Annotated in this window: 19 protein-coding genes, 3 pseudogenes and 1 other annotated feature; of the genes and pseudogenes, 11 read left to right on the top strand and 11 right to left on the bottom strand. The window is 38.9% G+C overall.

Translation table 11 applies throughout. From position 1 onward, the window contains the following. Window positions 1-25 precede the first annotated feature (25 nt). The gene (gene glmM, locus BK584_RS15925) at window positions 26-1,366 is read left to right on the top strand and encodes a phosphoglucosamine mutase (RefSeq protein WP_078393479.1); all 1,341 of its coding nucleotides are present in this window, start codon (window positions 26-28) and stop codon (window positions 1,364-1,366) included. Between the two features lie 18 nt (window positions 1,367-1,384). On the opposite strand, the gene BK584_RS25590 is transcribed toward glmM, so the two are convergent. Then, window positions 1,385-1,747: an RNHCP domain-containing protein gene (locus BK584_RS25590; protein WP_078393480.1), complete on the bottom strand. Its 363-nt coding sequence runs from the start codon at window positions 1,745-1,747 to the stop codon at window positions 1,385-1,387. A 641-nt stretch (window positions 1,748-2,388) separates the two neighbouring features. Here BK584_RS25590 and glmS point away from each other — a divergent pair. From glmS to BK584_RS15945, 3 genes are all read left to right on the top strand, one after another. Further along, a complete protein-coding gene (gene glmS, locus BK584_RS15935; protein ID WP_078393481.1) occupies window positions 2,389-4,191 on the top strand; it encodes a glutamine--fructose-6-phosphate transaminase (isomerizing) in 1,803 nt (600 codons plus the stop codon). 691 nt (window positions 4,192-4,882) lie between these two features. Beyond that, window positions 4,883-5,242: a BlaI/MecI/CopY family transcriptional regulator gene (locus tag BK584_RS15940; protein WP_078393482.1), complete on the top strand. Its 360-nt coding sequence runs from the start codon at window positions 4,883-4,885 to the stop codon at window positions 5,240-5,242. Window positions 5,243-5,252: 10 nt separating this feature from the next. After that, window positions 5,253-6,515: a M56 family metallopeptidase gene (locus BK584_RS15945; protein WP_078393483.1), complete on the top strand. Its 1,263-nt coding sequence runs from the start codon at window positions 5,253-5,255 to the stop codon at window positions 6,513-6,515. A gap of 407 nt (window positions 6,516-6,922) precedes the next feature. Here BK584_RS15945 and BK584_RS15950 read toward each other — a convergent pair. Further along, window positions 6,923-7,249: pseudogene (locus tag BK584_RS15950) on the bottom strand (tyrosine-type recombinase/integrase); the annotation flags it as partial. Between BK584_RS15950 and BK584_RS15955 the strand changes: the two are divergent. Together BK584_RS15955 and BK584_RS15960 are read left to right on the top strand one after the other, a co-directional pair. After that, window positions 7,240-7,583: pseudogene (locus BK584_RS15955) on the top strand (transposase); the annotation flags it as partial. The pseudogenes BK584_RS15950 and BK584_RS15955 overlap by 10 nt on opposite strands. A 668-nt stretch (window positions 7,584-8,251) precedes the next feature. Continuing rightward, window positions 8,252-10,217, top strand: a pseudogene (locus tag BK584_RS15960) (S9 family peptidase). A 269-nt stretch (window positions 10,218-10,486) separates the two neighbouring features. Here the strand turns inward: BK584_RS15960 and wrbA are convergent. From wrbA to BK584_RS15975, 3 genes are all read right to left on the bottom strand, one after another. After that, window positions 10,487-11,095 carry an NAD(P)H:quinone oxidoreductase gene (gene wrbA / locus BK584_RS15965; RefSeq protein ID WP_078393484.1) on the bottom strand — a complete coding sequence of 203 codons (609 nt, stop codon included), beginning with the start codon at window positions 11,093-11,095 and terminating at the stop codon, window positions 10,487-10,489. A gap of 156 nt (window positions 11,096-11,251) precedes the next feature. Further along, window positions 11,252-12,115, bottom strand: coding sequence for a hypothetical protein (locus tag BK584_RS15970; protein ID WP_245808880.1), 864 nt, complete (start codon window positions 12,113-12,115; stop codon window positions 11,252-11,254). A 17-nt stretch (window positions 12,116-12,132) separates the two neighbouring features. Next, window positions 12,133-12,645: a HEAT repeat domain-containing protein gene (locus BK584_RS15975; protein ID WP_078393486.1), complete on the bottom strand. Its 513-nt coding sequence runs from the start codon at window positions 12,643-12,645 to the stop codon at window positions 12,133-12,135. 137 nt (window positions 12,646-12,782) lie between these two features. After that, window positions 12,783-13,026, top strand: a binding site (T-box leader). Window positions 13,027-13,095: 69 nt separating this feature from the next. Here BK584_RS15975 and BK584_RS15980 point away from each other — a divergent pair. After that, window positions 13,096-14,088, top strand: a complete 993-nt coding sequence (locus BK584_RS15980; RefSeq protein ID WP_078393487.1) for a tryptophan--tRNA ligase — start codon at window positions 13,096-13,098, stop codon at window positions 14,086-14,088. On the opposite strand, the gene BK584_RS15985 is transcribed toward BK584_RS15980, so the two are convergent. Continuing rightward, on the bottom strand, window positions 14,081-14,944 hold the full coding sequence (locus tag BK584_RS15985; protein ID WP_245808881.1) for a DMT family transporter: 864 nt from the start codon (window positions 14,942-14,944) through the stop codon (window positions 14,081-14,083). The genes BK584_RS15980 and BK584_RS15985 overlap by 8 nt on opposite strands. Window positions 14,945-15,052: 108 nt before the next feature. Between BK584_RS15985 and BK584_RS15990 the strand changes: the two genes are divergently transcribed. From BK584_RS15990 to BK584_RS16000, 3 genes are read left to right on the top strand one after another with little or no spacing between them, the layout of a single operon-like run. Further along, complete coding sequence (locus BK584_RS15990; RefSeq protein WP_169871299.1) at window positions 15,053-16,447, top strand: aminotransferase-like domain-containing protein; 1,395 nt, start codon at window positions 15,053-15,055, stop codon at window positions 16,445-16,447. A gap of 14 nt (window positions 16,448-16,461) precedes the next feature. Beyond that, the gene (locus tag BK584_RS15995; protein ID WP_078393490.1) at window positions 16,462-17,052 is read left to right on the top strand and encodes a GNAT family N-acetyltransferase; all 591 of its coding nucleotides are present in this window, start codon (window positions 16,462-16,464) and stop codon (window positions 17,050-17,052) included. Beyond that, a complete protein-coding gene (locus tag BK584_RS16000; protein WP_078393491.1) occupies window positions 17,053-17,424 on the top strand; it encodes an SLAP domain-containing protein in 372 nt (123 codons plus the stop codon). Between the two features lie 144 nt (window positions 17,425-17,568). Here the strand turns inward: BK584_RS16000 and BK584_RS16005 are convergent, their stop codons facing one another. Further along, window positions 17,569-18,006, bottom strand: a complete 438-nt coding sequence (locus BK584_RS16005; protein ID WP_078393492.1) for a YndM family protein — start codon at window positions 18,004-18,006, stop codon at window positions 17,569-17,571. A 342-nt stretch (window positions 18,007-18,348) separates the two neighbouring features. Between BK584_RS16005 and BK584_RS16010 the strand changes: the two genes are divergently transcribed. Then, on the top strand, window positions 18,349-18,789 hold the full coding sequence (locus BK584_RS16010; RefSeq protein WP_078393493.1) for a GNAT family N-acetyltransferase: 441 nt from the start codon (window positions 18,349-18,351) through the stop codon (window positions 18,787-18,789). 74 nt (window positions 18,790-18,863) lie between these two features. Here the strand turns inward: BK584_RS16010 and BK584_RS16015 are convergent, their stop codons facing one another. The 4 genes from BK584_RS16015 to BK584_RS16030 form a co-directional block, all read right to left on the bottom strand. After that, window positions 18,864-20,861, bottom strand: a complete 1,998-nt coding sequence (locus BK584_RS16015) for a TRAP transporter permease (protein ID WP_139365683.1) — start codon at window positions 20,859-20,861, stop codon at window positions 18,864-18,866. Continuing rightward, window positions 20,858-21,391, bottom strand: a complete 534-nt coding sequence (locus BK584_RS16020) for a DUF1850 domain-containing protein (protein ID WP_245808882.1) — start codon at window positions 21,389-21,391, stop codon at window positions 20,858-20,860. The genes BK584_RS16015 and BK584_RS16020 overlap by 4 nt, the downstream gene beginning before the upstream one ends. Window positions 21,392-21,481: 90 nt before the next feature. Then, the gene (locus tag BK584_RS16025) at window positions 21,482-22,483 is read right to left on the bottom strand and encodes a TAXI family TRAP transporter solute-binding subunit (protein WP_078393495.1); all 1,002 of its coding nucleotides are present in this window, start codon (window positions 22,481-22,483) and stop codon (window positions 21,482-21,484) included. Between the two features lie 129 nt (window positions 22,484-22,612). Beyond that, window positions 22,613-24,499, bottom strand: a complete 1,887-nt coding sequence (locus BK584_RS16030) for a BCCT family transporter (protein ID WP_139365684.1) — start codon at window positions 24,497-24,499, stop codon at window positions 22,613-22,615. Window positions 24,500-24,763: the final 264 nt, after the last annotated feature.

Below are 24,763 nucleotides of genomic sequence, written 5' to 3' on the forward strand. Positions count from 1 at the left end.
AGCGGTAAAGAAGGAGCGATATGAGATGGGTAAATATTTTGGAACAGATGGAGTGAGGGGTGTAGCGAATACGGAACTCACACCCGAGCTTGCATTTAAGTTGGGGCGTGCAGGTGGCTACGTGCTGACAAAGGAAGTGGAACAACCAAAGGTATTGATTGGACGGGATACACGTATTTCTGGAGAAATGCTTGAAGCGGCTTTAACTGCAGGTCTCATTTCAATTGGGGTTGAAGTGATGCGTATCGGTGTGATCTCGACACCTGGGGTTGCTTTTTTAACGAAACAGCTAAGTGCTACAGCAGGAATTATGATTTCTGCGTCACATAATCCAGTCGAAGACAATGGAATTAAGTTCTTTGGTTCTGATGGCTTTAAGTTGCTTGATTCTCAGGAAGAAGAGATCGAAGCCCTAATCGAAGGAGAAGACACGATGCCACGTCCAACTGGCGGAGAGCTTGGACAGCTAAATGATTACTATGAAGGTGCTCAAAAGTACATGCAATTCCTCAAGCAAACTGTCAGTGGTGACTTTGATGGGGTTCATGTGGCAATTGATTGTGCGAACGGGGCAGCTTCTACTCTTGCGACACATGTACTCGCTGACCTTGAAGCGGACATTTCTTCAATGGGTTCTTCTCCGAACGGAGTGAATATCAATGATTGCTGCGGATCCACTCACCCAGAGGAATTAGCGAAGTTAGTTGTTGAGAAGCAAGCGAATATTGGTTTAGCATTTGATGGTGATGCCGATCGTCTAATTGCGGTAGATGAAAATGGTTCAATTGTTGATGGGGATAAGATCATGTTTATCGTTGCTTCGTATTTAAAACAACAAGGACGTCTTAATAACAATACTGTTGTTTCGACAGTGATGAGTAATCTTGGTTTTTACAAAGCGCTGGATGCAAAACAAATTCAGACAAAGCAGACCGCGGTAGGCGACCGCTATGTTATGGAAGAAATGCGTAAAGGAAACTATAATTTAGGCGGTGAACAGTCCGGCCATATTATTTTTCTTGATCATAATACAACTGGAGATGGCTTGTTATCTGGTGTACAACTTGTAAATATTATGAAGCAAACAGGAAAAAAACTATCGGAGCTTGCAGGAGAGATGGAAAGCTTCCCGCAATGTCTTGTTAATGTACGTGTGACGGATCGTGATGCAGTGAAAGAAAATGATCAAGTGAAAGAAGCAATTGCTCAAGTGGAAGAGGAAATGAATGGAGACGGACGCGTCCTTGTCCGTCCTTCTGGTACGGAGCCGCTCGTCCGCGTTATGGTTGAAGCGAAAACAGATGAATTGTGTGAAACGTATGTGAATCAGATTGTAGAAGTGGTTAAAGAACAGCTAGGTGCTTAAAGGGAAAATAGTCACTGCCTAATTAGAGCAGTGACTATTTTGTGTTTGTGTAATCATACTTATCCTATTGATATCGTCTTCTTGCAAGGTATCTCTAGCAATACGATTACGCTGTATGTTATAACATGACAAGCATTGGTGTAGAAGTCGGTAGCCTTTTTTTGTGTGGTAAATGAGGTCTATAGGTTTCATTAATCCTAAGCATTTACTAGACCTGTCACCTGGCATCTCATCAACATGTTTGGAATAGAGACAAAACGGACAGTGGTTGCGATGGCTGCCATTGGTTAAAGGTAGTACACTCTCATTACAGTTGATACAACTAAATCCTGAATTTTCGCTTTTTCGACCCATGGATCGTCCTCCTAGAATGTTATCCATAACATCTAGGTGACCGGGTTCCGTTTCTTTTTCCGTGCGTGTAGCACGTTCCCTAGGCTCTGTACAATGAGTGACTCATTCACCGCAATGCGATTACTTTTGCCTCCACCTTCATCCGATAGGAATCCGAACCTCTGTTGGTTTTCTTATTGTACCAACCATTGTAGACCGGGCATCACCCAGGCTCCGCAATACGTGTCAATTGTCCATCACGGGCATTGGCATTCGTCCCCGAATTAAGCCGAAATAGCGAATGGGTGTATATGCATGTCATTCACTCCATTTAAAAGAAGTATAGCAAAATGGGGTGCCATAATGAAAATTCGCGCATAATTTAAAAATGTGAAGAACAAATGAAATCGATTGACGCATGTTCTTCTATGATTTAAGATGTAGCTTGTATGACTTTTCAGTTAGGTCATACAAAAAGCGCCAGGACTGGCATGAGGCCAGTTGACGAGGAGAGGGCTAATCGATTGTTCGGCGGATTCCCTCCGGCTGCGTGTGACAGCCGCAAGCTTTTGTCTAAAACAACAGGGTGACTTGTTGCACAAAGGCAAAAGTAGCATACACAAAATTCAAAGAGTGGGGGCGGGTCTGCCCCTGCAGAACCATGCTCCCACTATGGGAGGACACGAATTATGTGTGGAATTGTAGGTTACATCGGAAACGAGGACGCAAAGGAAATCTTGTTGAACGGATTGGAGAAGTTAGAATACCGTGGCTACGACTCTGCCGGTATTGCAGTTCGTACAGAAGACGGCATGCATGTGTTTAAAGAAAAAGGGCGTATTGCAACTTTACGTGACGCTGTTGATATGAGTGTGGAAACAACGGTTGGAATTGGTCATACTCGCTGGGCAACACATGGTGTACCAAGTCAAACAAATGCACACCCACATCAAAGCACAACAAAGCGTTTTACTTTAGTACACAATGGCGTGATCGAAAACTATCAACAGATTAAAAGTGAGTACCTCGATGATGTACAACTGCAAAGTGACACGGATACGGAAGTGATTGTTCAGTTCATAGAACAATTATCACGGGAAGGCTTAACGACAGAAGCAGCAGTAAGCAAAGCGCTCTCACTTATGAAGGGTTCTTATGCGATTGCTCTTCTTGATAAAGAAGACCCGGAAACGATTTTTGTCGGAAAAAATAAAAGTCCTCTATTAATTGGTGTTGGTGAAGGCGTGAATGTCATTGCTTCTGATGCGATGGCGATGTTAAATGTAACCGATCAATTTGTTGAAATTATGGATGAGGAACTTGTTTTGGTGAAGCGTGATGGAATTGCGATTAAAACCCTTTCTGGAGACGTTCAAGATCGTAAACCATACACAGCAGAGCTAGATGCAAGCGATATTGAAAAAGGCACGTATGACCATTTCATGTTAAAAGAAGTGGATGAGCAACCGATCGTTATTCGGAACATCATTCAGAAGTACCAACATGAAGATGGAAGCACGCGTCTAGATGCAGATATTCGTGCGGCGATGCAAGAAACCGATCGCATTTATATTATTGCTGCAGGAACAAGTTACCACGCTGGTCTTGTAGGGAAACAATTGATTGAAGGCATTGCGAAAAAACCAACTGAGGTGCATATTGCAAGTGAATTCTTGTACAATATGCCGCTTTTATCCGAAAAACCACTCTTTGTGTTTATCTCCCAAAGTGGAGAAACAGCAGATTCCCGTGGTGTACTTGTTGACGTGAAGAAACAAGGCCATCGGACACTGACGATTACCAATGTACCTGGTTCAACCCTTTCGCGGGAAGCGGATTTCACGCTGCACACTTTTGCAGGACCAGAGATTGCTGTTGCTTCCACAAAAGCATATACAGCACAAATGGCTGTTCTGACACTGCTTGCGGTAGATACTGCTTATGCTGCAGGGAAAGAATTGGATTTTGATCCACTTCAAGAATTAGCTATTGCTGCAAATGCGATGGAAGCGCTATGTAATCAGAAAGAAGAATTTGAGAAAATTGCACGTGACTACTTGTCTGTAACGCGCAATGCTTTCTTTATTGGTCGTTCCGCTGACTACTTTGTTGCAATGGAAGGTGCTTTGAAGCTTAAGGAAATCTCGTATATCCAAGCTGAAGGATTTGCGGGTGGCGAGCTTAAGCACGGTACAATCGCTTTAATTGAAGATGGTACTCCGGTTATTGCTCTTGCAACACAAGAGCATGTCAACTTGAGCATTCGTGGAAACGTCCAAGAAGTGGCGAGCCGTGGAGCAGCAACGGTTATTATCTCTATGGAAGGCCTTAACCAAGAGGGGGACACAGTTGTCCTGCCACGCGTCCATGAAGTATTGGCGCCGCTTGTATCGGTTATTCCAACTCAGCTTATTGCTTACTATGCAGCGCTGCACAGAGGCTGTGACGTTGATAAGCCACGTAACTTGGCGAAGAGTGTGACAGTAGAGTAAGAAGTTAGTTGCGAAGCTTTGCCCCTGTAGGTTTAAAATAAAGTCGTACCGTTTATAAAAAAGATGTACCGTTCTTCTCTTATCAAGACCAAAATCGTAGAAAGTCATATAAAATAAAGGGTGAAACATATTAGATATGACTAATATGTTTCACCCTATTACTTCTTGCTCAGTAATAGCGCCTGATTGCGGAAGATAGGAATTAGGTACTAAAAGGCAACTAGCTTCTTGCACTAACGCTACCGTTTGTTTAAGTGCATTTTTTCACAAACCTTTAAAAAACAGATTACTAATTTGCATTAATCCTCTAATTTTTATTTTATTTTCTAGAACACAAGCACGCCTTTATATAATAATTCTTTTATAAACTTTGGCAATAAACATTAATACTATAAGATTCGAAGTTCACCAATAAATTACAAAAGGATGTAACCACCTACAAATACAAATCTTATAATTAACCACATTAAAAACAGCCAGAACACAGTCAAAAAACCTTACTGAACCAATTAATATTCAGCCAATTCATGCCTTTTCCCCATTTCAATCAAAAAAGGAGTTCATTATCTCAAAGAGAAAATACAAACACTTTTTTACAATACTACTACAATAGTCTTGACTTAAATAGACTATTGTAGTAGTATAAAGACAGATTATTGCAATAGTCTATTACAGTAAGGAGTACGCGCGTATGGAAATAAAATTATTTGATTCAGAATTGCAGGTTATGGATATTTTATGGGAAGAAGGTGATTTGACAGCCAAACAGATTTCACAAAAATTAAATGTAAAAATCGGCTGGAATAAAAATACTACTTATACAGTGATAAAGAAATGCATCAAAAAAGGTGTAATTGAAAGGATTGAACCGAACTTTATTTGTCATCCTATCATCACGAAAGAACAAATCCAAGAACAAGAAACAACAGAATTGATTGACAAAATGTTTAATGGTTCAACATCTTTATTATTTGCAGCTTTATTAGATCAAAAAAACTTATCATCTAGTGATATTAGTAAATTAAAACAAATTGTTAAAGATCTTGAATAAGGAATAAAACATGAATATTATACAAATGAGTTTAGACGCTTCTACCCTACTTATTGGTGTAATGTTAATTAGGTTGTTATTTGTCAATAAACTACCAAAGCTAACATTCTTAATTCTTTGGGGAATAGTTGCATTAAAACTTATTATTCCCTATTCTCTTTATTCAAGACTTGATTTTCGACCGCTGCTGCAAAACTTATTAACTAATATCACTACTACAGAAGGTTCAGGAAATATACAAGATGCCATTCAGGTTTCACAAACGCCAAACACCTTATATAATCAGTTTTTACTTGCTATAAAGAGCGACTTCATTTTATCAATATGGTTAATTGGCGTAATCACGGTCTCGCTATTCTTTATCGTATCTTATTTAAGATTTTATAAAGAATTTCAAACAGCCATCCCGATCATAAATAACTCTTATCTCAATGAATGGCTGCGAGATCATAAGTTAATGAGACATATTCAAATCTCTGTCTCAGATAGAATTACAACGCCTTTAACATATAAACTTTTTAAACCGGTGATTATCTTTCCTAAATCAACAGACTGGAGCGATGAGAAAAGCATTCAATTTGTTCTGGCCCATGAATACGTTCACATCAAGCGAATGGATGTGCTATGGAAAGGAATACTAACAGTTATTTTGGCTTTGCACTGGTTTAACCCGCTTGTTTGGGTGATGTATTATCTCGTAAATAGAGATATCGAATTGTCATGTGACGAAAAAGTAATTCGACAATTTGGAGATGAAGCAAAATCAGAATATGCTTTATCTCTTATAAATATGGCTGAAAAAATAAAAAAAGTGACCCCTCTTTGCAATAATTTTAGTAAAGACGGAGTTGAAGAAAGGATTGTATCTATAATGAAATTAAAGAAAACATCGATTTTGAGCATAGCATTTGCAAGTACATTAGTAATTGGAGGCTTAACTGTTTTTGCGTCAACTGGACTAGCTTCAGAAGAAAACCAAGCTAAAGCTAACGGTTCGGAAGAAAAAAACCTTTCAAATGAAGTTTTAGTAAATACAAGTGGAGAGGTTGTTGAAATCTCAGAACAGGAAGGGGGCATTGTAATCTCAACTGAAACAGAGAAAATGCAATTTAATGTGGATGGAAAAAACCTTTCAAATGAACCTGTTTTAGTAAGTACAAGTGAAGGGGAAATTATGGCCTCACAAAATGGAGAGAGTATAATAGTTGAAGGGGAAATTATGGCCTCACAAAATGGAGAGAGTATAATAGTTGAAGATGCAGAAACTAAATAGAATACAACTGAAAGTGATGGTTTCTATCGAATTGTAGTCGATATAGACCGATGATATGGTCCTACTTAAGCTATCAAGTTCTTTAAAATATTAAGAAGCTGTGTTTACAGCTTCTTTTCTTTTACAGTCGACTCCCTGTCATAGAGTGTTAAAGCAATACTACAGTTTCATGATATTTTTGAAGAGTTTAAATATCCTTGTTTATTAGACTCCTGTGACCGTTGATTAGGTTGGTGCACTTTCCTCTGGATAATTTGAGACACTTTTCTTCCAGCTGTCAAAAGCCCCTATTGTGAAGGAGGGATTATGAGGTAGTCACCATCGATAAAGAAATTAAAGCTGCTCAGTTTTCTCTCAAATGGACTTTAACAATTTAGTTATTTATATTATATATTTCAAAAGAAATATTACCTGAATAATCGGATTAGTCCGCCCTCTTGGAGAGTATTTAAAATGTTCTGGTAACGTTGTAGATTCTTTGCGTTTTTCTCCGCAATATCTTCTTGGTCCCGTTGTTTTGCTAATTCAATTGCTTTTGTAGTTGTTTTTATATGAAGTTCATACTTTTGTTTATCTAACTCTGAAAAACCTACTGCTAAGTCTTTACATGGCGTTTGATTATCACCACAAGTTAGACAAGGTGGCGCTTCCATATGAGGGCAATTTCCATTCAAACGAGCGTGACACGTTCCATAGGGGTTGTCCAGCGCATTCAACTTGTGATCAGGAAGAAGGACAAGAAGCGCTTGATGTCTTTATAGCAAAGTGGAAAAAAGCGTATCCTCGTGCGATCAAAGCCCTTGAACAGAACGAGCATATTCTCACCTTTTATGAATTTCCTAAAGCCATTTGGCGAAGCATTTACTCAACAAATCTCATCGAGTCATTTAACAAACAGCTAAAGAAATACAGCAAGCGCAAAGAACAATTTCCAAACGAGTCGTCGATTGAGCGTTTTTTGGTGAGTCAATTGAACCGTATAATCAAAAGTTTTCTACACGATGTCACCTCGGGTTTGATCAAGCCCGTGCCGAATTAGTGGAGATGTTTGACCAGATAGAGGCGTAAGAAATGACTTACATACTAGGAGTAGGGTTTTCTATTTACACAAAATTCTTGACGGTCCCATCACTAATTATTGGTGCATTTATCAGAGAAATATTTATCTTAAGGAATAAAGAAGAATCAAAATAACTTTTTATTCAACTGTTGGGTGCTAATGTTAAAGATCGTATCACAAGAAATGATTAAACTTTTTTACAAAAATGTGCAATGTTTCACAAATGAAGAACCCGTTTTGATCAATCTTTTTTCAAAACGGGTTCCTCAATATAACGTAAATATAGGGGTTTGGAAGGTGTTTTTGATTAAACTTTATTTTAAACCTACAGCCCCTTTAGATAAGATTATCTAAAGGGGTGTTTTTGTGTCGAAAAGAAAAACATCTAAAATTGATAAGTGGATTTAAGAGAGGTTAGGAAATGATGGTGGGCAGTTTATCAGCTTTGGCTTAAATTTCAAGAGGTTCCCTCATTAGGTCGTTCTCACATGATTAAAAGGTAAAAAAATGGGGCGGCATGAGGTTTATCGTATTTTGGACAGCGTTTCTTTTATTTGACTGAATTTTCCGGTGTTATAATAGATATTCATGAACAATTTCCTTTATTGTCAAAAGAAGATTGTATCACTACGCGAGGATTGATTGTTTGGTCAGGACATTTCAAGAGGGAGTATTAATGGATATGAATGAAAAACAATATCTAAGTATAGAAGAGATTATTTCATTACCAACCTTATCAGGAACAAACATAAGTGATGATGGCAAAAACGTGGCATTTGTCAAGAAGACAGCTAACTGGAAAGCCAAAAAATATAACAATCATGTATGGATATATGAAAAAGAGAAGGGGAAGAGTTATCCATTAACAACTAAGGACATAGATAATACATACCCATTATGGTCTCCAGATTCTAGAGATATCGCGTACCTTAGTCCAGTTGGTGACGGGGATAATAAGAAAAACCAGATCTTTGTTAAGTCAATAGATGGTTATAGTGGGGTTCAAATTACTGCAGAGAAAGAAGGGATCAGTCATTTTAAATGGGCGTCTACTGGTAAGGGTTTTTATTATGTTGCGCAGTCAAAAGAATCTGAGGAGATAAAGAAACGTAAGGAACGATATGGAAATTTCCATCATATAGAGAAGGAATACCAGAATAATTGTTTATATTACATCGAAATAGAAAATAAGCATGATAAAGATGAACACAAAAATCGCGTTGTTTATCAACTAACAGATGGGGAAAATTTTCATATCTGTGAATTTGATCTTTCAGATGATGGAAAAAAGGTCGTATTTATGGCTACGCCAAGCTCACATATGGGAGATTATATAAATAAAGATCTATACATACTAGATATTAAAGCTGGCGAGTTACAAAAGCTTAATGTCGATAAGTTGTTAGGAGGGAGCGTTTGCTTTTCTCCTGAAGGCAGCAAAATATGTTACTCAGCAAGCATAAGGGAGAAGAATTACTATAAGACATATATACAAGACAGTACTTTAGAGATATATGATATGAATAATGGAGAGCTAATTCAACCTTTAACAGATTTTGATAGTACGGTTATTCCATTACGATGGACAGCTAAAGGAATTTTAATTAGATGGCAGGATAAAACGAAGTATTTAATTGGGTTGCTATCTGAGGATGGTACTGTGGAAATGTTAAGCGAAAAAGCAGATAGCTTTATAATGGATGCTTCTATAACAAGGGATGGAAATTACTTATCCTATAATAAGGCTATAACAAATGAAACTTTTGAAATTTATTTAGACGATAGAAAAATAACGAATGAAAATAGCTTTTTCAAAGGAAAACTTAAAAGTAACAGGAAAGTCATCTCATGGAAAAATAGTGATGGTTTTGAAATAGAGGGTGTTTTATCAACCCCAGTAGAGTTTGACGCAAATCACAAATATCCTTTATTAGTGGTATTCATGGTGGTCCAGCTTGGGCTTCATTTCCCATATTTTCAGACTGTTTTAATGAGAAATATCCGATTGAACAGTTTATCGAAAAAGGCTTTATCGTTTTAGAACCAAACTATAGGGGAAGTTCTGGTTATGGAAATGAGTTCTTAAAAGCAAACTATAGAAAACTGGAATTGCGAACTACGATGATGTTATATCCGGAGTGGATAGACTAGTTGACAAAGGGTTTGCAGATAAAGATAGAGTAGGGGTTATGGGATGGAGCAATGGGGGCTATATATCAGCTTTCTGTTCTACATTTAGTAGTAGATTTAAAGCGATTTCAGTTGGAGGTGGAATTACTAATTGGAGTACCCATTATGTAAATACAGATATCCCTTACTTTGTTAGGATGTATTTAGGAAATAATCCATGGAATGATCCAGAGATATATACGAAAACATCACCAATCACATACATTAAATCAGCCTGTACTCCCACCTTAATTCAACATGGCGAAAAGGATGCAAGAGTTCCAATTCCAAATGCATATGAGTTATATCAAGGATTAAAGGATATGGACGTTGATACAGAATTAATTCTATTTAAAGGCATGGCATATAGTTCTGACGAGCCAGGAATGAATGTGGCTATTATGAAGCAGAATTTGATGTGGTTTTCACACTATATTCTTGGAGAAAGTATAAAAGATTTAAACGTTTTATAATGGATATCCACACATTATTTATGTTACGAGTCAGTCTGAACAGATGCAAGCATTCATGGATTTCCAAATCCCGATCATCTATATAATCGCTACACTAATAGCTGGTATCTTCCTAAGTCTATTTGCGGCCTGGACCGCTAGTAAAAGTGCGAGTAAAACGGATCTTTTATCGGCGCTTAAAGAAGAGTGATATTGGTGATTTGATGCTCGTGTCTATTACTCTTCTATATAAAGTAAAAGGAACCTTAAAAAGGTTCCTTTTACTACATTTATTGACCAGCTTTTACCCACCCAGCAACTGTTGCTGTGCGTTTAGCTTGATGTTTAACTGCTTCTTCCACGTCTTCTTGCATATTGCCTTCTTGATCAAGAGTAACACTTGTTCCGTATGGGTTACCACCTGATGCGAATGTAACTGGATCAGTGTACCCAGGTGCAGCCACGATTGCTCCCCAATGGTACATAGATGTGTAAAGAGACAGAATCGTTGCTTCTTGTCCGCCATGTGCATTTGCAGCTGAAGACATCGCACTTACTACTTTATTAGCAAGCTTTCCACCTGCCCATAATCCGCCAAGTGTATCAAAGAATTGTTTTGTTTGCCCAGGGACGTTACCGAAGCGAGAAGGAACACTGAAAATAAATGCATCAGCCCACTCCATGTCCGCTGGAGTGACTTCAGGCAAGTCTTTTGTAACTTCTACATGAGCTCGCCACGCAGGATTTGAATCAATGGCAGCATCAGGTGCAAGCTCTGGGAATTTTAATACTTTAACTTCTGCACCTGTTTCTTTTGCTGCAGCTTCTGCCCATTGTGCTAATTGGTAGTTCGTTCCTGTCGAACTATAGTAAATAACCGCTACTTTTACGTTGCTCATCTGTATGCCCCTTTCGGATCTTTTTTGCAACCCGGTTTGTTATTTGTTACTACTAGTTTATTTTGATCCAGACTAAGGCACAAGTATGCACTTTATTGTAACTTGGTATCGTTTATGAAACCATTATATGAAGTTTATTCGTTTCATTACCATAGTTTAAGTAAGAGATGTGAAAGATCCCTGTCTAATCCACTTGCTCACATCGTCTAAAAAGGATGGTTTCCGCCAAGCTATAATGGCCTCTTTCTCTCCAAAGCGTTCGATTTGTTGTTGAAAGAAGCGATCACCAAGAAAATAACCAAGCCTACTATAACCAAAATGGGTCCCTCCATTTACAGAAAACCATTCTCGGAGAAGGAAGGCGGTCGTTTCGTTATCGTAATCAGAAGCAAATGCTCTTTTAATTACTTGTTCACTTGCTATAGCAAATTCAAGCCAGTCGTCATCACCTTCCGTTGAGTAAGTAAAGTAGATCGACCTCGGAAGTTCTGGGGCGATTTGACGTGAGAAATGCGTTGCTGCTCCTTCTTGGTTGAGCCAAATCAGTGGATTGGTCCACTCTTTTTTTTCCCATTTCATTCCTGCTTGATCGGATAAAATGTTTTGGGTTGCATGTCCGAATTCATGAGCGACGATAACGCGTAATGATTGACGATTTGGTAAGAGGCGTTCCAGTGCAAATGAAATGTCTGGAATGATTTGTCGGTGTGTATAAGAATTGGAACCAAAACCACCTACAAGCAAATGAATTGTACCTGGATAGTCAATCATATAACGTGTGCGATAGTGTTCAGCGGTTTCTTTAATTATGGATGGAATTAGAGCATGGACTTCTGTGATTGTTTGAAATGCGTGAGGGTATTTATCAAGTGATTGTTGAAGTCGTTCTTTTGTGTCTTTGCAGTGGAGTGGAAAGTAGCTCTTAAATGTTTCAGGGTAGTTTTCGTAATAGTTTCGTAAAAATGAAATCGTTGGTTGATAATGATTAAGAAAGTAAGGGACAGTATCGTTTATTTGCAAAATATCCCCTCCGAAAATTAAGATTTAGTAAGGTTTTTACCAATTCGTTTTGCTAGTGCCTCTTGTGCAGCAAGCCTTTCGATTAAGCTGTCTGTATTCTGTTCTGTTTTGATGAGAATGCCATCTGTTTCTTCAGAGGCTTTACTTGGTTCAATTAATGTTAGTGCCCAACTAGCCCAAAATAAAGCTACTTGTGTGTGGGGCTCTCGAACAAAGTCTAATAAAGCGGGGATGCTTTGATTTCCAATCCGTACGAGTGAGAGCGCAGCTGCCATTCGAATTTGTTCGTTGTGATGGTTGAGTTTAGCAATGGCTTCAGGTATGGCCTCAGCTGCTAATGAGCCGATTTCTCCAATAACGACTAGAGCCATTGCAATCACATCTTCCTTATCGTTTGTTTGAATCTTATTTCGTAAAATCGGTAATGCGCTCTGTCCTTTAGCACTTAAAGACTTTATGGCTTGAGAGGAAGCGTGGACATCGTTGCTATTAAGTTGATCTAGTTGCACCATTAAATCCTTTTCTCCCATATGATCACTCCTTTGTTACATTCTTTCGCTTTTTAAGGAGGAGATTCCTACTATTGATCTAAAATAGATGGTGAAATTTCCCATACTCTTATAATGATGTTGCAACTTATCTTTCATTCAGCTATAGTATAAGGAATATTCAAGCAACGATGAAGAGTAAGTACGTGGACAATAATGCTTAAGAGAGCTAGTGGGTGGTGCGAACTAGTGCAGGCTGTTGGCGGAATGGGCTTCTGAGCTTCCTGGCTGAACGATTGAGTAGGCTGGGCGGGTGTCTTGCCGTTAAAAAAGACAACGCATCGGAGCGAGACTCCTGTGTGAATTGAGCGCGTTTCTTTTTGGAGCGAACAAAGGTGGCACCACGGGTTATCCGTCCTTTCTAGGATGGATAGCTCTTTTTTTGCGTTCTTGAGTATTTGATTTATTAAAAACGAAGGAGGAAGCAACGGGATGAAAACGAGAAGTTTAACAGGGGTTAAGCCAACAGGTAACATTCATTTGGGGAATTATATTGGCGCGATTAAGCCAGCCTTAAAAATGGCAGAGAGCCATGAAGCGTTTTATTTTATAGCCAATGCTCATGGGTTGACAAAAGTTCATGAGGGGAAAGAAATGCGTCATTTGACGGAAGGGGTAGCTGCGGCTTGGTTGGCACTTGGAGTAGACCCAGAAAAGTCGGTTCTGTATCGCCAATCAGATATACCGGAAGTGTTTGAACTTAGCTGGATCTTAGCTTCCTTTGCTTCTAAAGGTTTAATGAATCGAGCCCACGCCTATAAAGCAATTGTAGACGAAAACAAACAGTTAGGGAAGGAAACGGATGACGGGGTTAATATGGGGCTGTTTACGTATCCTATTTTAATGGCTGCTGATATCTTGTTATTTAAACCGGATATTGTACCAGTTGGAAAAGATCAGATCCAGCATATAGAAATTGCTCGTGACATTGCTGAAGTCATAAATCGGAATTATGGAGAAACCTTCTTATTGCCTAATGTTCATATAGATGAACTTGCTGTCCTTCCTGGTCTCGATGGTCGTAAGATGAGTAAAAGTTATAACAATACGATTCCGTTGTTTACGGAACGGAACAATTTAAAAAAGCTAGTGAACACGATAAAAACCAATTCCTTACTACCAAATGCACCAAAAGATCCAGATGAATCAACTGTATTTCTTTTATATAAAGAATTTGCCTCTCGTGCTGAGATAGAGGCAATGAGACGGTTTTATATAGATGGGATTAGTTGGGGGGAAGCGAAACATGAACTCTTTACAGTCATCGATCGCTTTTTAGAAGAGCCGCGTGAACGGTACAAAGAAATAAACGCTAATCCTGATAAATTAGAAAAGATTTTGCAAGAAGGAGCTGAAAAAGCCAGGGCTTTCAGCGTTCCTTTCTTGCATGAAATAAAGCAAAAGATCGGTTTGTCAATTAATTAAAGGTACGTTGTTTTTTTATTATGACAAGACCAACACCTGCTAGTACAATGAAGCCCCCTAGAAACTGAATCATTGTCGGTAACTCTTGAAGCCAAATCCAAGCGATAAAAATAGTAAAAGCAGGAGTGAGAAATAGGACACTCGTTGCTTCGGAGGCTCCTGTTCTTGCAATCGCATAAGCGAGGCAGAAATAAGGGATGATGGTAGGAAAGAGACCTAAATAAACGACGGTTAAATTGACTGACGTAGGAGCAGTAAAGAAAGCATCGCTTAGTCCAGGGAGAAAGAAGAGCATAGGAATTGTTCCAGCAACAATTGTATAGATTGTTAATGGTAAAAAGCCATACGTTTGCAAGTAGCGTTGTTGAAAAACAAAATAGAGACTCTCTCCAAACGCACCAATAAGAATAATGAGCGCTCCGTAGCTCAGAGCCAATTCATCGGCTCCACGAAGCACAAGGAGCGAGACACCGAATAAAGCAAAACACATTCCAAACCAACCGCGTCTCCCGATTCGTTCTTGAAAAAACAGTGCAGCGAGGATGGCAGAGAAAATAGGAGTCGTTGAGACAAGGAGAGAAGCAGCGCCTGCCTCAATCGTTTGTTCCCCGATGCTTAAGGCGGTATGGTAAAGAGCAAAACCTAAAAAGCCAAGGAGAAAAATAGCGAGCAAATCCTGCTTCTTTGGAAGTGGGATTTTCTTCACTATCGCAAAAAGAAAAAGGAAAATAGCAGCGATAAGAAGGCGTAACAACGATAAATGGGTCGGGTCATAATGGGTGAGACCTACACGAATTCCTGGAAATGCGGAAGCCCATAAGAGGACAGCAAGGGTGTAAGCAAAAACGACGGGCAATGAAAAACACCTTCCTTTTATATTTGATATAATGGATTCTAATGCGTTTTATCATAAAAAAACCAACAAATAATGGTATTCATATACCAACAAGTGAAGGAGGTAAGTATGCCTTCTAAAATCGAAAAAATAGTATTGGATATCCAAGATAAACTGAAGAACGGTGAATGGTATAGCGGAATGAAGTTACCAACGCAAAGTGAGCTTGCAGGATATTATAAAGTGAATCGGAGCACGATTGTTGAAGCTTTAGCCCGTTTAAAAGCAAAAGGAATACTAACAGCAAAACAAGGACAAGGAACGTTTGTAGGTGAGCGTTCTAGTGATGAGGAAAAAGGAGTAGTATGGAGCGAATTAACAAACTGGTCATTTTACCCGAGGAATAAGAAAATGGTTCATCTGCTAAACGAATGGGAAAATGATGAGCATTTAATTCAACTAAGCAAGGGAGTATTAGCGCCAGAATTGGTTCCAGTTGGTCGGTTGCAATCTGCGCTTGCTAGGTTGTCGATGGGTGAATTAAATCAAAGTTATGGTGACGGGAAAGGTGACTTTAACTTGAGACAAGAGTTAAGTCGCCATTTACAAGCGAAAGGAGTTCACACTTCTCCAGAGGGAATTCTTGTTGTGTCAGGTGCGCTTAATGGCCTCCAACTAATTTGCACAGGTATTTTGCAATCGGGGAGCACGTTGTATCATGAGCCTATTTCCTATTTGCATACGTTAAACTTTTTTGAAGCGCTCGGCATGAAGACCAATGCTCTTGATGTCTATTCGAAGGAAGTGAAAATGCTCCCAAAGGGAATGGCTCATTCACTATACATAAATGCGACTTTTTCTAATCCGACTACACGCACATTAACAGATGCAGATAGGCATGAATTCTTGCGGCTAGCAGCCCGTGCCCAAACGCCGATAATTGAAGACGATATTTATAGTGACTTGTATTTTCATAAGCCTGTGCGGCCAATTAAATCTTTTGATCGAGATGGACAAGTGCTTTATTTAGGAAGTTTTTCGAAAACCATTAGTCCTTCATTACGGCTTGGTTGGCTTGTAGGGCCATCGGAGATCATAGGGAAGTTAGCTGATTTGCGTATGCAAACGGATTATGGATCAAGCATATTGTCGCAATCTATGTGTGCTGAGTTGCTTAAGACAGGTGAATATGAAGATCATCTAATTGATTTAAGAAAAGCGCTAAGCCAAAGAAAAAAGTATATGTGTGAGTTGTTGGATCGTCATTTAATTGATTTCGGTGACTATAAAGACTCAACAGGCGGCTTTTTTATTTGGTTTACTTTTAAAAAAGAGCTAGGTCTTTCTGGAAGAGAACTTGTGATGGAATGTAGAAAGAAAGGTGTGGTGATAAACCCAGGTTTTATTTACGGAGAGAGTGGTGCGGTTTCAGCTCGACTTTCTTTTGCATACGCTACTTATTTACAAATGAGTGAAGGAATCGAAGTAGTAAAAGAGGTAGTGGAACAATTACGTAAAGAATAGAGAGGAGCTCATTAATGAAAATTCGTCCATATCAAAAAGAAGATGAAACAGGTTGGGTCCGCTGTAGAGTCCTATCTTTTTTGAATACAGCTTATTATGATCATGTGCTTAGAAGTAAAGAGCAATACGAGAATCCAACAATTGAGCTCATTGCTGAAATCAATGGAATGGTTGTTGGTTTAATCGATGTTGAATACGAGCTAAAACCTAGACAGGTTTGTACTGGTGAGGGGCTAGGTGGCATGATTTGGCATATTGCCATTCATCCCGATTATCAATCAAAGGGAATCGGAAAATGTTTACTTAAGGAGGCAGAGACGATAGCGGCTGAAAAAGGCCTTCTTTTTCTTGAAGCGTGGACAAGGGATGATGTGTATGTAAATAAATGGTATGAACAACAGGGGTTCAGAAAGAGCGATTCGTACTTGCATGTTTTTCTTGAGAGTGATGAGGAGATCAATCGTGCCAGCTTCACAATGAAGCATGGATTAAGACCGATGTCGGTTTTTGCTCATTATTCTGGAACGGATGGAGAGCAAGTACGAAATGCATATAAACGTGTTCATGAATGTACAGGTTATACGAAGCAGATTGGAGAGGTTTAAATGCAGCAGCTACGATTTGAAGATGCATGGGAAAGAACACTTGCAGATGAAGACCGAGCAGAGATAATCCGTCTTTTTTCTGAGTATACAGGTAGTGGTGAGAGGTTTATTCCAGTACGAATAGCGGTTAACCATCAAGGTGACTTGCTTGTGACAGTGATTGTTCAAAACACGTCAACCGGTTTTTCTGAATTTAAAAATAAGCAACTGGTCTATGAAGAAGCAGAAGAATTGGTTGCAAAACACATATTTTCAATTGATCAGTTACACTTACCTCCAGAAACGAGCATGCCTTGGACATTGATTTTTCCGCCGAGAACCATTCAAAAAAATCCTCAACTAAATGGTTTACTACGGGAATTAAAGGGTTAGGGATAATGACATAAGTAGTTGATGAAATGGAATGTTGGAAAAGTGTGGCGAAAAACCGCGAATAAAGCAGATATTTTCAGTAAATTTAAATTATGCTATAATGACATAGCCATATAAGAACCAAAAAGAAAGAGGATTGTTTGCTTAATCCTCTTTCTTTTGCACGGAATTTACTTCTTGTTCTTCAGCAAACTCTGTGTCAAACGCAAATCGAGCTCGAGGGTGGCTGTTATTCGAACTAAATACATGTTTAAGCATGTACTTATGAACAAATACTTCACAAAAAGTGATTATTCCAGCTGATAAAATACTGCCCCATGCTATTAACATGTAATTGTGGAATAAAACAGAACCAAAAACCCAAACAGTAAAGTAAGTTAGCACAAAATCACTGACAAGCGCTATCTGATTTCCGAATCTAGGTAAGACAATAAGGTCAATGGCTACATAGGAAACGATGGCGATGAGCAAAGCAAATGTTGCGACATCCAAGTAAGTCGCTTCAGTAAAAAATAAAAAACCAATGCTAAAAGCAAACAAGCTAATGAGAAGTTTTGTTGCGAAAATTGTTGCGTGTTTCAACCGTAACGCCTCCTTTTCTACAGTTTTTCTGTTATAAGGCTTCCGTATACCTCAAACCATGTAATTTATTATGGCAATTAAAACAAGGAGATCGCGCGATGCTTATAGCGATTATACATAGCAACGGGAGGGGGGGACCAAGCGAGGCTTAACAAAGAGCCATTGTCGATTTAAAGAATTTTTTTTCAAATGACCTTATTACTATTTGATGAAAAACGATCAGAGTTTAAAGGGAATCCTGCCATGCTTAAGGCAATAAAGACGCTATTATTTAAACACTTATATGGGTTACATAGATCTAATAAATTCAAGCGGCAACGTTATTTTTAAGGGGGCATACAGATGCGCTTTGTGGCGATGTCTGAAGATCAAGCGAAATGGATCGCGTACCAATGGAAATATGAAGGGGCTTATTCTTTCTTTCATGATGCTCAAGGAAAAGATGTACAATCTTTCCTGGAAGTAGGTAAGAAAGGAACTCGTCAATTTGCTATCTATGAAGAAGACCATATTATTGGTTTTCTTGGCGCGAAGAAGAAGCCAGATCTTACGATTGAAATCGCTCCTGGCATGAAGCCGGAGTTAAAAGGAAAAGGTCGAGGGAAAGAGTTTGTTCAAACATGTGTTTCATTTTTAAAAGATGAGATGAAAGCTGAACGAATAATCATCTCAATAGCTAGTGAGAATAAGCGTGCAATCCATGTTTTTGAAGAAGCGGGATTTGTCTTCTCTTCTAATAATGACACCGGAGACGATGACATTAAACTTGTTTTTACTACATAGTAGAATTGAATTTTGGATAAACGAACAAGCATGAGAATTCTGCCCATGCTTGTTAGCATTTTTTCTAAAATTGCTTAGGATGTAGCAGATGCTCCGTTGCCTTTTGAAGGATCTTGTTTCATTATTATTATTTGGTAAACAATTAATGCGATAAATACGGCTAGCCCAATTATATCAGAGTAACCTTCAGGGTAAATTAAAAGTAATCCTGCGGCAAGGGAGATTAAGCGTTCGATCCAATTTAGCTTTTTATACCAGAACCCAATCATACAACCTCCGATAGCGATCATTCCTAGTAATGCTGAAACAAAAGCGATACCTATTTCAAGCGGTGTCGAATCAATCATCAGTAGTTGAGGTTGTAAGACGAACATATAAGGTATGATAAATGCGGCTATTGCTAGTTTCGTCGCATTTACCCCGGTTCGTATTGGTTCGCCTCCCGATATACCTGATGCCGCAAAAGCTGCAAGGGCTACAGGAGGAGTAATGTCAGCTACGATTCCAAAGTAGAAAACAAACATATGAGCAGCGAGTACTGGAATGGCAAACTCTAATTGACCATTTAAAGCAATAATCGCTGGTAAGGCAATCGTTGATGTAATGATGTAATTGGCAGTGGTTGGTGAACCCATACCAAGGATAATCGATGTAATCATTGTAAAGACAAGTGTTAAAAGAAGTTGAATATCTACACTAGTTGTCATTGAGCCAGCAAGTCCTACGATCATATTCCCCATTTTTAGACCAAGACCAGTTGTTGTCACTACCCCAACAATTAAGCCTGCACAAGCAGTTGCTGCAGCAATACCTAAAGCGGTTCTTGCACCACTTGTCAGCGCGAGAATAAACTTGCTTGGTGTGATTCTTGTTTCTTTTAAAAATAAACTAACAAAGATTGTTGAAGCAATGCCATAAAGCGCGGCACGCTCAATACTAAAGCCAGTAAAGAGAAGGTAAATGATGACGAGTATAGGAATTAATAAGTGGAGCTTTTTAAATACGACACTCTTCTTCGGTATCTCTTCTGGTGGCAACCCTAGTAGTCCTAAACGCTTTGCTTCAAAGTGGGTCATGATCCAAATACCAGAGAAATATAGAGTAGCCGGTATAATTGCAGCCCTGGCGATTTCCCAATAACTTACTCCGGCGAATTCAATCATAAGAAATGCAGCTGCACCCATAATTGGCGGCATAATTTGACCGCCTGTTGAAGCAGCAGCTTCGACCGCCCCAGCGAAATTTGGTTTATAACCAAGCTTCTTCATCATCGGAATGGTGTATGCGCCCGTTGTAACTGTATTAGCTACTGAACTTCCAGATATTGTTCCGTTTAATGCGCTTGAAAATATGGCTACTTTTGCAGGGCCTCCGATCCGACGACCTGCAATTGTAATCGCCAAATCATTAAAATAGTTTCCAACGCCAGTTTGAACTAGAAAAGCTCCAAATAAAAGAAATAAGAAAATAAACGTTGAGGATACTTGAAGTGGCGTTCCGAGTATACCTTGAGTTGTAAAAAACATCGTATTTACAAATTGTTCAAGATTAAGACCTCGATGCGCTAGAACTCCTGGCATATAAGGGCCAAAAAGAGCATAAGCCATAAATACTAAGGCAATTATGATAATAGGCAAACCTACAGCTCTTCTAGCAGCTTCTAAAACAAGAATAATGGCCAAAGATCCGATAATTAGTTGAGCGGTACTTATGCCACCAAATTGTTGAACAAGGGTTTCATAAAAAAAAGGCCAGTACCCACATACAACAATTGCTGATATTGCTAATAAGTAATCATACCAAGGAATGCCATTTCTTTCTGTCTTTCTCCTGGCTGGGAACAATAGAAAGATAAGACTTAAAGCAAACCCTAAATGGATTGTGCGTTGAATATAAGCGTTAAATTGACCAAACGCTCCAGTATACAAGTGAAATAATGAAAAAGATAGCAAGCCGATAAACACAATTGCTGCTGATACACCTTTTAGCTTTCGCGTTCTTGATTCAGCGTCATATTTTTGCATTAATTCTTCTTGCTCTTTTGGAGACAATGATTCATTGGTTGTGCTCATTTTATTTGTTCTCCTTTCAGCCATTGCCACATACTTAAAGAATCCATTTTCATTGTGAGCCACGCACCTGGTTCGAAATAATCTGTGAACCATACAGAATGTTCGCTTTCTTCTCCCCAAGTTAGTCGATGTTCAGGCACAATAAGCCCATTTCGAATTGAAAGGGAGGGAAATGTATTTTCCATATTTCGGATGTGGTATCGTCCATCTTCCGACGAGAATGTCTCGTCACCAACTGCGTAAGAAGGCATGCCAATTCCAAATTCTTCAAAGATCATCTCATATTGTTGAATCTTAAAGTTATCGATGATCTTATACTTCTCAACTACATCTGTTAAATGAATAGAATGGGTGTATACAATTTCAAATGTATCGTCCTTTTTAATTGGTAAATAGGCTAGTAACGTATTTGTATTTTCTTTGTAGAACACAAGTGCGCTCTGTGTAGGGATAAATAGCAGTGGTATTGCAAAGCATAAAGTCGCAAGGATACTTATAAATAAGATCCACTTTTTCTTTCTCAAACCCAAGGGTTGTTCCCTCCATAAAAGAAATACCGGCTGCAATATTTGTATCAAAGTGAGTATGGCAGCCGGCTCATTTTCTTTTAGTATACGTTTTTAATTTGAAGAAATGTCATGCTCATCATAATAACGTTGCGCTCCAGGGTGAATGTCAAAACCAATTCCATCTAAAGCATTTTCGAGTTGGATAAATTGTGCTTTATCATGCGCCATCGTTTCGGCGTTTTCATAGAGAGCTTCTGTAATATTATAGACGAGATCATCAGATAGAGAGTCGCTTACTGCAATCATTGCAAGAACAGCTACAGTATGAATTTCTTCCTCTAATCCCTCATATACGCCGGCTTCTACAAGATCAGCTGCATAGTAAGGATACATCTCAATTAATTCGTTAACTTTGTCTTCTGAAATAGGAACGAGCGAAATATCATTTGTTGCAGTTAAGCCAGAAACAGCACCAGTTGGGGTACCTGCAGTAATAAAGGCTGCATCAATATTTCCATCTTGGATACCGCTTGTTGATTCGTCAAAACTCAAATGTTGCTCATCAATATCATCCATCGTTAAGCCGTGTACTTCAAGAATTTGTTCAGCATTCACATATGTTCCAGAGCCAGGTGCACCAACAGATACAGTCTTACCGGCTAAATCTTCGACAGACTCAATTCCCGTTCCAGAAGTTGTAACAATTTGAACGGTTTCTGGGTACAAAGATCCAATTGCCAAAACATTATCTACTGCCTCATCTTCAAAAGAATTAACGCCTTCGATTGCATTTGACATAACATCGGTTTGAGTAAAGGCTAAATCAGCAGAATTATTGCTAAGTTGTGCGATATTTTCTGCTGATGCATTTGATGATTGAGCATCTGTTTGAACGCCTACTTCGTTTGTAATGATGCTTGCAATTTCACCACCTAAAGGATAATACGTCCCACTTGTTCCACCAGTTAAAAGACTAAGCAATTCTGGATCATTTGTTGAATCGCCACCATCGTTTTCAGAAGCATCACCGCCATTGTCATCGCTAGTTCCACAGGCTCCTAGCACTAAAGTCGCACCGAGTATGAATGTAAATGGTAATAGTTTCTTTTTCATAGTAAACCCCCTATTGTTTTTATATGGTATTTTCTTAGTTTACATAAAAAAACTGAATAATGTCAAATTGTTTAAAATTAAAGTATCTAAAAAAAACAACTACTTATAAGTAGTTGTTTTTAATGTTTTTTATACTTTTGTTTCACGTAAAATGTCTTGCACAGCCTCTTTTTGTTGAATCTCAACAAGAATATAGAGGTAGTCTCCGGGTTCAATTTTTGTGCTTCCTGTAGGGGATATGACATCTTCGTCTCTTTCAATGGCACTCACATTTACATGCGGGGGGAAGCCAATTTCTGCAAGTGTTTTTCCAACGATTGCTGTATCTTCTGTTGTCTGGAAGTGGAGCATTTCAGCTGTGTTCCTTCCTACCGCCAGGAGTTCTCTGCGAAGCTCTTCACGCCATTCCTCTGAAAGATCTTTACGTAAGTCCTCATAAGCTTCTTCTTTCATCTGCTGTTTTAATGCATCATCATGCGCGTGACGTTTTTTTCTTTGAGCTGTTTTCCAATCACGTGTAATCATCATTCCTATCGCGACAAGCATGAAAACGAGGATAAAGGCAAATGGCAAAGCAGCTGTTAATGCGGCAGTTTGGAGTGCGTCAAGTCCGCCACCTCCACTTACTAATAATACGGAAGCTGTACCCGCAATGAGTACACCCCAAAGGACTTTTAATTTAAAACTTGGATTTAACGAACCGTTTGATGTCATTGAGCCTAACACAAAGGCAGCTGAATCTGCAGAGGTAACAAAGAAGATTGAAACGACGATAATCGCTAAGATACTTGAAATGAATGTTAATGGTAGTTGGTCAAGCATATAAAATAGCGTTAGTTCTACTTCAGAATTAGCAATATCTGACATTCCGAATATACCTTGAATTTCGATATCAAGAGCTGTACCTCCAAATACAGAGAACCAAATAACTGCCATTAATGTCGGAACTAATAACACGCCCGCGATAAATTCACGAATCGTCCGACCTTTTGAGATACGAGCAATAAACAAACCTACAAAAGGTGACCATGCCATATGCCATGCCCAAAAAAAGATGGTGTTAGCTCCTAACCAGCCGTCATCTGAGTAGGGTTCCATTGAAAATGACATTGATAATACATTCGAAGCATAACTGCCAAGAGTTGTGACCATGCTTTCGAGAAGTGTAATTGTTGGTCCTGAAAATAGTACAAAAAGCATTAATGCACCGGCTAATAATAAATTAAGATTTGTTAACCTCTTAATTCCTTTGTTAATCCCTCGGACAGCAGAAAATAAAAATAGTATAGTGATAATAGCTATGATTGATAGCTGTAAATAAATGTTATTTTCTAATGGTGTCAAAAATGAAATTCCACCAGAGAGCTGCATTGCACTTACACCAAAAGTTGTGGCAACTCCAGCACAAGTTGATATTACAGCAAGTAAATCAATGCCTTTTCCCATCCACCCATCCGTTTTTTTTCCTAGTAATGGATAAAAAGCAGAGCTAATAAGCGCAGGTCGGTTTTTTCGATACTGGACGTAAGCTAAGGTTAGTCCGACAATGGAAAATGCCCCCCATGCATGAAGCCCCCAATGGAACACACCATAGCGAAGACCAACTTCCGCAGCTTCCCCAGCATCGCCAGGGAAACTAAATGAGTAACCTGGTGGTGGATCTGAATAATAAAGTATTGGTTCGGCGACACCGAAAAATACGAAGCCAACACCAAGACCAGCTGCAAATAACATTCCGATCCAGGAAACAAACGAATGCTCTGGTCGATCTGTATCTTTCCCTAAACGGAGCTTTCCAAATGGTGTAACAGCTATTACGAAACCAAATATGATAAACATACTGGCAATCGTCATATAAAACCAGCCGAAATTTGTGATAATCCAGTCTAATGCAGTGTTTGCTGTAGCTCCGAGATGAGAAGGATTAATACTACCCCAGAGAACAAATAAAGTAATGATAATTGCAGATGTGTAAAGAACGAATGACGACTTGCTTAAAGATGATTGATCTGGCATATGCAACACCTTTCTATGCAGTTTTTTATGTAAAGAATAGGGGGAGATCCTCCATGGGATAACACTTACCCCCTCTGTCATTGATTAAACATGATTTAATAAATTCTGCTGATGAATTATAAACCCATTAATATAGGAAGGTTTTAGCAATGTTAGTTTATGTCGATAAAAAGGGCGAAAACCACGTTGACTTTCTTTGCTTAGAGGAGTAAGATTCCTCTTAGACTTTAAAACAAAAGTCATAACAATGATTAGTTTAAAAGG

It is taken from the genome of Shouchella patagoniensis, assembly GCF_002019705.1.
In the GTDB taxonomy this organism is placed as follows: domain Bacteria; phylum Bacillota; class Bacilli; order Bacillales; family Bacillaceae_D; genus Shouchella; species Shouchella patagoniensis.